This window comes from Limnospira sp. PMC 289.06, from assembly GCF_032350395.1.
In the GTDB taxonomy this organism is placed as follows: domain Bacteria; phylum Cyanobacteriota; class Cyanobacteriia; order Cyanobacteriales; family Microcoleaceae; genus Limnospira; species Limnospira platensis.
Map to the genome: position 1 here is coordinate 1 of NZ_JARPLC010000166.1, position 8,315 is coordinate 8,315.

Sequence of the window (8,315 nt, forward strand, 5' to 3'; positions counted from 1 at the left end):
AGTACGGTTTTGAATGGGAGGGGTAGACCGTGAGGTCTATCTCGACCCCTAATTTTTAAAGGAAAAATCCTGCACCTACGAGGAAATTCTCGATCGCATTGGTAGCCGTCTCCACTTCCCGGTCAAACAACACCCAGAATATTGCTATCTTCTCCTGGATAGCATTTTCGCGTTAATTAGCGCGGCACGTTGCCAAATTGACAACCCCAATGGTACAATAATCATAGCCTCTTGGGTAACATTACGGGTACAGGTCTGGTTTCGGGAACTCAAGCGTATGGTTGCTTCTGTGGAGTCGCAGCCGGAACTTGCTTTCTCGGACGACCTCACCCCAGAGTTACGCCAAAATCAGAAAACCTTACCGGTCATGCACTGTCGCGACTGTGGGGCGACGGGTTGGGGTGGTGTGCGCCATTCCACGACTAATAATAAACTCATCCCCAACGACCTGCGCGGCTTCTATTAAGCCTTTTTCAGCCAGAAGCCGTTAGTGTCCTTCCTGTTTCCCGGCGACGGGTCTCACCCGGAAACTCAACTCCTCTGTCGTCACTGTCTCACGGTTAACCCAACTTCGGCGGAATTCTGTAGGGGTTGTCATAAGGAAAACAACGCGGATAATTTCATCCCGGTGTTAGTCCAGGAGGTGACGCAAACAGTAACCCGAAACGGACAGGAACAGTTAATATCTAACCATGACTGCCCTTTCTGTGGCAACTCGAACGGCTTATCAATCAATTTTGGGCGCACAAGCAGCCAGCCTGACGAGCGCTAGTATTGGCATCTTGTACACGACACCGTTCAACCAGGACAAGAAACTACTCACCTTTTCCGACTCGGTACAAGATGCTGCTCATCGGGCTGGATTTTATAACGCCCGCACCTATCGTAGCATATTACGCACGGCAATTTTCCAATTAGTGCGAGAATATCAACATCCCCTGACTTTGCCGGAATTATGCGATCGCTTTGCGGACTATTGGCGGGAAAAAATCCCCACCCCAGAAAATTATATCGCGACTTTCCTACCGACAGACCTGCAATGGTTGCGGGAGTGGGACGACTTCCTAAATGGCGATCAGTCTAAATTAGACCCCCACACGGCTTTACCGGAGTTACTGGAGTTAGTCAAAAAGCGCCTGGTGTGGGAAATTGTCACGCAATTCGGACACCGAGGGGCGATCGGTCCGTCTTGGGAACGCAGCGGGGTCGCTAGTGTCAGCTTTAACCCCCAATTCCTGACGGCGGCGACTAAGACGCTACACCAAAAGCTCAGTAATGAAATAGAAGCGCGGCGGAAAGTGAGTGAAGACCGGGTAAGGGAGTTAATCGTGGGTTTATTGCATCATCTCCGCCACCGGGGAGCGATTGTGCAACCTGTCACCCAAGGCAATTATATCAGCAGTGGCGGCGAAACATATCTTTTGTCTAAATTAGTTTATATGCCAGGGGTGTGTCCTTCTGTCCCCGCGCCGAAATTTCTGGTAAATGGGGCGGCGAAAACTAAGCAGTTTGAAAGGGTGATCTCTGGGAAAAACACAAGCAGTTGGTGCGAAGATTGGGCCATGCGAGTATTTGCTCCCCACACGCTGCTACTGAAGGAACAACTGATTGATATATTACACTTCACCGTGCGAGACTTTGGTGGGGGCGAAGTTGCTAGAGTCTCATTTTTGCGGTCAAGGTCGCGCTTGGGGTATCCCCATGGCTGCGATTATAATTAACCCAGGGGGAAAGGTTCTTACTTGCGATCGCTGTTATCATCAAATCACCCATTCTCCGACTTCTTCCCACTTACCCGAAACTTGTCGCAGCTTAGGCTGTGGGGGACATTACCACGAAGACGACCAACGCCCCGGTTTAGTCTACTATCGCCAAATGTATCAACAGGGAGAAGTTCGTCGCATTGTGGCGGCGGAACATACGGGACTTTTAAGCCGCACTAACCGCGAACGTTTAGAACACCGTTTTATCCATAGCGATCGCTATTGTGATCCTAACTTCATTTCGGCGACTTCGACCTTAGAAATGGGGATTAATATTGGCGATCTCTCCAGTGTTTTCCTGTGTTCTCTCCCCCCCAACGTCGCCAACTACCAGCAGCGCATTGGTCGCGCCGGACGACGAGACGGTAATGCCTTAGTGGGAGTAATTGCCAACGCCAAACCCCACGATTTATTCTTCTACAGCGACCCCGCCCAAATTCTATAAGGGGGGATAGACGCTTCGGGATGCTATCTAAACGCGGCGGCGATTTTAGAGAGACAACTGACGGCGTTTTGCCTAGATAATTGGGTGGCTAGTGGGTTAGACTCGGAAGGATTCTCTCCCCAACTTAATGATATCCTAAACCATCTGCAAAATCAAGCCCAAAATCGATTTCCTTACAATTGGCTAAGGTTCATTGACAGCCAGCAAGGGGAATTACTGAGGGAATTTATAGATTTATTCGCGGATACCATTACCCCAGAAACTCAAGCCCAAATTGAGGAGTTCATGCACCAGGGACAAGGGGAAATCGGCGGACTAGGCTGGCGCATTTTGAACCGCCTAGAAGGAATGAAAAAAGAACGACATCGTTTTAGTAATGCGATCGTCAACCTCACCAAAAAAATCAAAGCCCAAAAAGGGGAACCCACCTGCAAGACCCGGAAAAGCTGGCAGAAATGGAACAAGAAAAAGAGGGACTCCGGGAAATTATCCGAGATATCAACAACAAAAATATCTTTAACTTTTTGACGGACGAGGGACTGCTCCCCAACTATGCTTTCCCGGAAGCTGGAATAACTTTACGGTCAATGGTTTTGCGGAAACTGCGGGAAAAAAAAGGGGCGAATGGTAAGCGTTATGAGGTGCTAACCATGACCTATGAACGCCCCAGCCAGGTGGCGATTAGAGAATTAGTACCCAGCGGGGTTTTTTATGCGGAAGGAAGACGAGTAAAGGTTGACCAAATAGACCTCAAATTATCGGAGCCGCAAGAGTGGCGAATTTGTCGAAGTTGTAGTTATGCAACGGAGAGTTTTCAACCAGAAGCCCATCCAAAAACCTGCCCGCGATGTAATGATACCCTATGGAGTGATAAAGGCAGGTTGCTCACTATGCTGCGGTTATGGCAAGTTATGGCAACTACTTTAGGCTAAAAAAAGTCGCCTAATTAATAATAGTAAAAGCCGCAAAATTGGATTTTTAAAGAAACATTTATTAGTGGATTTTTTGCCGGAATTCTGCGAACAAACTTTTTTGATTAATCACCCTTTCTCTTTGGGTTCGAGTATATTTCCCGCACGAAGTTCCGCAAAATCAACCTAGGCGAGTCTTTGTCCACGGGGGAAACGGTGGAAATTGCGGGTAAAAAATTTACGACAAAAGGCTTTACAGTTTGCCTTATAGTAAAGTAATGGATAGGAATAAAGACCACACCCAAAATCACGCGATTAGCTGTCAGTGGCGGGACAAACCCGACCAGGTAAAAACTATCGAGGTGCTGTATCTTTACCGGGAATTTGAATCATAATCAATCCGGTTTTTAATGCCGGATGAAAGTTTCTGGACTCGGGAAGGTTTGCACTCGTTTATTGCAGCGCTTCAATTAGGCTTAAAAGAGAAGTTTCGGGGGAAAGTAGACCACCTCCGGACGACCATTAGCGAAGAACCGCAACCGGAAAGCAACCTCCGCAAATCGTTTTTATATCTGTTCGATAGCATACCGGGAGGGACGGGATATCTCCGGCAATTAATTCGCCAGCCGCAGGAATTACAAGAGGTATTTCTGCAAGCCTTGGAAAAGATGAGAACCTGTAGTTGCAAAGAAAGGCATCAAGACGGGTGCTATCAATGTATTTTTGCTTATTGGAATAGTTTTTATAAAGACTATACTAGCCAGAAAAAGCGGAGAATTTACTTGGAAAATTACTGAATCATTGGAGTTAATTACAAGACCATTCGGAAGGTTTATCAGCGATTCAAGTTAATAGCAATTTAGAGAGTGAACTAGAGAGAAACTTTATCAAGGCGCTATCAATGCGAACTGATTTAGTGCTGAAACCAGAGATTATTGATGGTAAAACAGCCTATTTTATCAAAATAAAAAATAGTGCTTGGATTGTGGAAACTCAAGTAACGCTGGACGAAAAAGATGGTGTAACCATTCCCTGTCGGGCGGATTTTATCATGCGTCCGGCTTCGAGTCGGGTGGAGAGTTTACCAGTGGTGGTATTTACAGACGGTTGGGAATATCATCGCGATCGCATTAAGGAAGACTTCCAACAACGTCAGGCGATCGTCCGTAGTGGTCGATTTTGGTGTTGGTCGTTAAGGGATGATTGAAGAAACAGGTTAACCGCAGCCCGGAGCCCGCACCCAATCCCCCGCCGGACAGTTTCCGTGAGGACTTAAATAACCAGCAATTCCGGAAATGCGCTTTCTCATTTTATAAGCAATATGACTGCGAGGGAATGCAACCCCTGGAAAGCAAGGATAGTTTTGCATGGCTAATGAGTTATTTAGACCAACCCCAGGCGCAAAATTGGCAAAGGTGGGCGTCCCATACGAACTCTAGCCCAAGGGAGTCCCCCCAATGATAGGTCACCAGAATTTCTAGGGAGGATGGAAACTCGCCTATCTCCAGAAGTGATCGCCCTTTGGGAAGTTCCCCCCACATACGCCATTGGGGAGGTATCTATTTCGGAGTCATTACAGATTTTTACGCTAGTAGACCTGAAGCGTAACCACGAAAAAAACGCGACAGGTAGCCTCGTCTGCTTAGAGTTAGACGACCAACCCCGAAGACCCCGGAAGTTGGCCCGAAGCATTGCGATCGCTGAATTTATACCAATTCCTCCCCCATTTTTACGCCATTACCACCAACGCTGTCCCAGAGATATCCCTAGCTACTCCTTTCTTCTGTAGTCCAGTCTCCCCTAGAAAACACTGACCCCCGTTGGGAGGAGTTAAGGGAATTAGTGATCGAAGAAAGTCTTTTTCCCGCCACCCGTCGCATGAGTCAGGAAAACTGGCCCGGACCCCAAGCGGGATATGAACTATTAAGCGATCGTGGTAGCGTAAAAGCGATCGCTTAACTCCATAGGGAGTCGAGACAAACGACTAAAATCTGTGCGGGTGGATTTAGATTATCGGGCGATCGTACTGAAACCGGAAACGGGGAATACCTATCTATTGCTATGGGTTGATAAACATGCAGGTTGCTTATCAATGGGCGCGGCGAAAAGTCTGCCAAATTAACCAGGTTTCTTTCTTAGGTGCAAATTATCGATGTTGAACAAGTAGAAGCGACTACGGAAAAACTCAAGCAAAGTCACCAGCAACCAGAAGCCCAACCTAAACGCTTTGATGCGATCGCCGATCGGGATTTAATGCGTTTGGGGGTTCCTGAAATTTTACTCCCAGCCGTGCGGGAAATTGTGAGCGATCGTATGGGTGGAAGAACTGTTGCCCCATCTCCCCAAGGAAGCCAGCGACGGGATTTTTATGTTAGCTGCTGGCTATCCCCTCCCGGATATTTTCCAACAATTGCATTGGCCAGAACCCAAAGATAATATCGACCCGGATAACCACCGAAGCAGCCCTAGACAATGAGGACAGCCGTTGTCGGTTTATGGTAATCACCGATGACACAGAATTAGAGGAAATGTTAGCAGCCCCCCTGGAAAAATGGCGGGTTTTCCTTCATCCCACCCAACGGAAATTAGTTGAAAGAGACTGGAATGGGGCGGTGAGGGTACTCGGTGGGGCGGGGACTGGTAAAACTGTGGTGGCGATGCACCGGGCGAAATGGTTGGCAGAAAATCGCTTGACGAAAACGAGCGATCGCCTTTTGTTTACGACGTTTATCCGAAATTTAGCGATCGATATTGAAAACAACCTGAAAACCATTTGCACCCCGGAAGTAATGAAACGCATTCGGGTAATTAACCTAGACTCTTGGGTGACAAGTTTTTTCAAAGAGGAGGGCATCGAAAACCGGATCGTGTACAATAACGAAACGGATGACCTCTGGCAACAAGCCTATACTTTAGCGCCGCCAGAATTAGGATTTCCCCTAAGTTTTTATCGGGAAGAATGGCAGGAAGTGCTACAACAAAACCGCTGCCAAACTCTAGCGCGATTATCTAGGTTCCCGTCGCATTGGTCGCTTAACCCGTTTGAGTCGTCAAAGCGCGACAAGGAATATGGCTGGTTTTTGAGGAGTATCGCAACCTGCTACGAGAAGCGGGATACCGCGAGGCTAATGACGCGATGTATGATGCTATGCGCGATTATCCGCGCCAAAGGTCGAGAAATTCTCCCCTATAAAGCGGTAATTGTGGATGAAGCCCAGGATATGAGTAAAGGGGTATTTGAGTTAATTAGGGCGATCGCGGGTCTCCCAACAGCCAATGATATATTCTTGGTCGCAGATGCCCACCAACGCATCTATGGGCAAATTGTCATCTAATTGGCGACTGCCATATTGATATTCGCGGACGGTCTAAGAAGTTGCGCCTCAATTATCGCACTACGGACGAAACTCGCAAATGGGCGACAGCGGTTCTGGAAAATTTGGTGATCGATGATTTAGATGGCGGAGTAGATTCACGTGCAAGATTACCGTTCAATCATGCACGGCGATGCCCCCATTGTCAAGGGGTTCAAGACTTTTGAGCAGGAAATTTCCTATTTACAAGAGTTATTAACAACCTTGCAAAATCAGGGGAATACTGGCGATCGCAATTCATCGCGAGTTGGCATGGTGTTTCGCACAAAATCGCGCTATGGAACAGTACGAGTCAGCCATGGCGCAATTATCAAATCGTCAATTACACGAATTAAACGAAATCAACCGGACAATCTCTTAGATGAAGGCATCCGCATCGGCACAATGCACCGAGTAAAAGGTTTACAATTTTACTGGATTCTATTACTGGGATTAAATGATAATATTTTACCCCTAAAAAGGTACTTAAATGACTGCCCAGACCATATTACTAAAGACCGATTTATTACTTCGATACCCGGTTTATGGCACGTCGATGCCACCCGCGCCAAGCAGCAAGTCCTGATTAGCTATTATGGGAAACCCAGCCCATTTGTGGGCAAAAAATAAACCCGATTTCTTTAAAAAAAAGAAACCTGGTTTCTCAAATAAACCTGGTTTCTTTGAGTCTGGTGAGAAACCGGGCTTCTTTGAGTCTGGTGAGAAACCGGGCTTCTTTGAGTCTGGTGAGAAACCGGGCTTCTGGCTTACAGCCAATTACCGGCACCGGCACTGGTCATGTAAAGCAGCGATCGCTATTTTCGATTTTTGGACCAAAAACAGCGAAAAAAAAGAAATTAAAAAAAGAAATTCAGAAATTGGTAGAGAGAATCGTCTTCTAGTAGAAGGGAGAAAAGAATCAAACAAATCTCTACTTCGACAAACTAATCAAAGGAAAAATGTATGACTCGTATCAGGATTGAATTAATTGATGTGTATTGTGCCGATACCGAAGATGTTACGGGAGCCGATGATTTTTATCTTGTCGGTGCCCTAGTCGGTGGTGACGTCACCAAAGCAATTTTGACCCGCCCTATCAAAATCAATGACAAGCAAAGAAAGTCATTTAATCCCGGAGATTCCGTTTTATTTGACGGCAATCTTCAGCCAGGACAAGTCATCAAAGGTGGACTGAAAGCTTATGATGAAGATGCTGGAAAAGACTGGTCTAAGTACGGTGATACGGTCGGAGCAATTAGCAGTATGGTTTCCGGTGCTGTATCTGCTGCCGGACCCTACGGAGTCCTTGCTGGGACGATTCTTTCAGCCGCAACAACTGGCGTTGGCATTCTCGCAAGTTCTGACAAAGATGATTTGCTCGGTGCTTGCGAATTGGAAATTTCTGCCGTAGGACCGGCTTATGAAGTGCGGGAGTGGAAGATGTCTAAGAAAAACAGCTTTATGGGTTGGTCTAGCTGGGATTACACGGTTCGATTTCAGATTAGTCGTTCCTAAAAAATCGCCATATTTGTAGGCGATATTGTCCGGTGGGAAAGAATCCCTACCGGACTACCGCTCATGGAGGGGATTCTCAAAACCCCCAAGTCTTGATTTCCGGCTGTTAAATTAGAGGCGATCGCGTCGGTTATCTATCGATGCGATGTTTCCAAAGACCGCTTTATTACTGCGGAACGCTGTTTATTGCACGTCGCAGCCACCCGCGCCAAGCAGCAAGTCATGATTAGCTATTATGGGAAATACGTGCGAGACGTTTAGGAGTGAAATATGGCTGCAATGCTCGAAATAACCTCCTAGAGGGGAATCAACTGATTCAACCCAGTTG

Annotated in this window: 14 protein-coding genes; 13 read left to right on the forward strand and 1 reads right to left on the reverse strand. The window is 47.0% G+C overall.

Features of this window, described 5'->3' with window-relative positions; all coding sequences use genetic code 11:
* Nucleotides 1-277: 277 nt before the first annotated feature.
* From P5674_RS21700 to P5674_RS21730, 7 genes are all read left to right on the forward strand, one after another.
* Nucleotides 278-466: a hypothetical protein gene (locus P5674_RS21700; RefSeq protein ID WP_014274257.1), complete on the forward strand. Its 189-nt coding sequence runs from the start codon at nucleotides 278-280 to the stop codon at nucleotides 464-466.
* A gap of 226 nt (nucleotides 467-692) precedes the next feature.
* Nucleotides 693-1,721, forward strand: a complete 1,029-nt coding sequence (locus P5674_RS21705) for a hypothetical protein (protein ID WP_014274258.1) — start codon at nucleotides 693-695, stop codon at nucleotides 1,719-1,721.
* A complete protein-coding gene (locus P5674_RS21710; RefSeq protein ID WP_014274259.1) occupies nucleotides 1,702-2,208 on the forward strand; it encodes a helicase-related protein in 507 nt (168 codons plus the stop codon). Before P5674_RS21705 ends, P5674_RS21710 begins: the two co-directional genes overlap by 20 nt.
* 84 nt (nucleotides 2,209-2,292) lie before the next feature.
* On the forward strand, nucleotides 2,293-2,736 hold the full coding sequence (locus P5674_RS21715; protein ID WP_014274260.1) for a hypothetical protein: 444 nt from the start codon (nucleotides 2,293-2,295) through the stop codon (nucleotides 2,734-2,736).
* Nucleotides 2,664-3,140, forward strand: a complete 477-nt coding sequence (locus P5674_RS21720) for a hypothetical protein (RefSeq protein ID WP_014274261.1) — start codon at nucleotides 2,664-2,666, stop codon at nucleotides 3,138-3,140. The genes P5674_RS21715 and P5674_RS21720 overlap by 73 nt, the downstream gene beginning before the upstream one ends.
* Nucleotides 3,141-3,529: 389 nt before the next feature.
* Nucleotides 3,530-3,916 carry a DUF1998 domain-containing protein gene (locus tag P5674_RS21725; protein WP_014274262.1) on the forward strand — a complete coding sequence of 129 codons (387 nt, stop codon included), beginning with the start codon at nucleotides 3,530-3,532 and terminating at the stop codon, nucleotides 3,914-3,916.
* A gap of 104 nt (nucleotides 3,917-4,020) precedes the next feature.
* Entirely contained in the window at nucleotides 4,021-4,326 is a 306-nt protein-coding gene (locus tag P5674_RS21730) for a hypothetical protein (RefSeq protein ID WP_014274263.1), read from the forward strand.
* A gap of 9 nt (nucleotides 4,327-4,335) precedes the next feature.
* Here the strand turns inward: P5674_RS21730 and P5674_RS21735 are convergent, their stop codons facing one another.
* A complete protein-coding gene (locus P5674_RS21735) occupies nucleotides 4,336-4,488 on the reverse strand; it encodes a hypothetical protein (protein WP_014274264.1) in 153 nt (50 codons plus the stop codon).
* Nucleotides 4,489-4,605: 117 nt separating this feature from the next.
* Between P5674_RS21735 and P5674_RS21740 the strand changes: the two genes are divergently transcribed.
* The 6 genes from P5674_RS21740 to P5674_RS21765 all read left to right on the forward strand — a co-directional run bounded on the left by P5674_RS21740 (nucleotide 4,606) and on the right by P5674_RS21765 (nucleotide 7,987).
* The gene (locus tag P5674_RS21740) at nucleotides 4,606-4,908 is read left to right on the forward strand and encodes a hypothetical protein (protein WP_006617311.1); all 303 of its coding nucleotides are present in this window, start codon (nucleotides 4,606-4,608) and stop codon (nucleotides 4,906-4,908) included.
* A 350-nt stretch (nucleotides 4,909-5,258) separates the two neighbouring features.
* On the forward strand, nucleotides 5,259-5,555 hold the full coding sequence (locus P5674_RS21745; RefSeq protein ID WP_006617313.1) for a hypothetical protein: 297 nt from the start codon (nucleotides 5,259-5,261) through the stop codon (nucleotides 5,553-5,555).
* A 59-nt stretch (nucleotides 5,556-5,614) separates the two neighbouring features.
* A complete protein-coding gene (locus P5674_RS21750) occupies nucleotides 5,615-6,454 on the forward strand; it encodes a UvrD-helicase domain-containing protein (RefSeq protein ID WP_014274265.1) in 840 nt (279 codons plus the stop codon).
* Between the two features lie 162 nt (nucleotides 6,455-6,616).
* Complete coding sequence (locus tag P5674_RS21755) at nucleotides 6,617-7,102, forward strand: 3'-5' exonuclease (RefSeq protein ID WP_014274266.1); 486 nt, start codon at nucleotides 6,617-6,619, stop codon at nucleotides 7,100-7,102.
* Entirely contained in the window at nucleotides 7,068-7,439 is a 372-nt protein-coding gene (locus P5674_RS21760) for a hypothetical protein (RefSeq protein WP_152088368.1), read from the forward strand. Before P5674_RS21755 ends, P5674_RS21760 begins: the two co-directional genes overlap by 35 nt.
* Nucleotides 7,436-7,987: a hypothetical protein gene (locus tag P5674_RS21765; protein ID WP_006617315.1), complete on the forward strand. Its 552-nt coding sequence runs from the start codon at nucleotides 7,436-7,438 to the stop codon at nucleotides 7,985-7,987. The genes P5674_RS21760 and P5674_RS21765 overlap by 4 nt, the downstream gene beginning before the upstream one ends.
* The last annotated feature ends 328 nt before the right edge of the window (nucleotides 7,988-8,315 follow it).

Excerpts from the sequence above, each read along its gene's own strand:
- P5674_RS21700 (WP_014274257.1), top strand. The coding sequence starts at position 278 with ATGGTTGCTTCTGTGGAGTCGCAGCCGGAACTTGCTTTCTCGGACGAC.
- P5674_RS21705 (WP_014274258.1), top strand. The coding sequence starts at position 693 with ATGACTGCCCTTTCTGTGGCAACTCGAACGGCTTATCAATCAATTTTG.
- P5674_RS21710 (WP_014274259.1), top strand. The coding sequence starts at position 1,702 with ATGGCTGCGATTATAATTAACCCAGGGGGAAAGGTTCTTACTTGCGAT.
- P5674_RS21720 (WP_014274261.1), top strand. The coding sequence starts at position 2,664 with ATGGAACAAGAAAAAGAGGGACTCCGGGAAATTATCCGAGATATCAAC.
- P5674_RS21725 (WP_014274262.1), top strand. The coding sequence starts at position 3,530 with ATGCCGGATGAAAGTTTCTGGACTCGGGAAGGTTTGCACTCGTTTATT.
- P5674_RS21730 (WP_014274263.1), top strand. The coding sequence starts at position 4,021 with ATGCGAACTGATTTAGTGCTGAAACCAGAGATTATTGATGGTAAAACA.
- P5674_RS21735 (WP_014274264.1), bottom strand. The coding sequence starts at position 4,488 with ATGCAAAACTATCCTTGCTTTCCAGGGGTTGCATTCCCTCGCAGTCAT.
- P5674_RS21740 (WP_006617311.1), top strand. The coding sequence starts at position 4,606 with ATGGAAACTCGCCTATCTCCAGAAGTGATCGCCCTTTGGGAAGTTCCC.
- P5674_RS21750 (WP_014274265.1), top strand. The coding sequence starts at position 5,615 with ATGGTAATCACCGATGACACAGAATTAGAGGAAATGTTAGCAGCCCCC.
- P5674_RS21755 (WP_014274266.1), top strand. The coding sequence starts at position 6,617 with ATGCACGGCGATGCCCCCATTGTCAAGGGGTTCAAGACTTTTGAGCAG.
- P5674_RS21760 (WP_152088368.1), top strand. The coding sequence starts at position 7,068 with ATGGGAAACCCAGCCCATTTGTGGGCAAAAAATAAACCCGATTTCTTT.
- P5674_RS21765 (WP_006617315.1), top strand. The coding sequence starts at position 7,436 with ATGACTCGTATCAGGATTGAATTAATTGATGTGTATTGTGCCGATACC.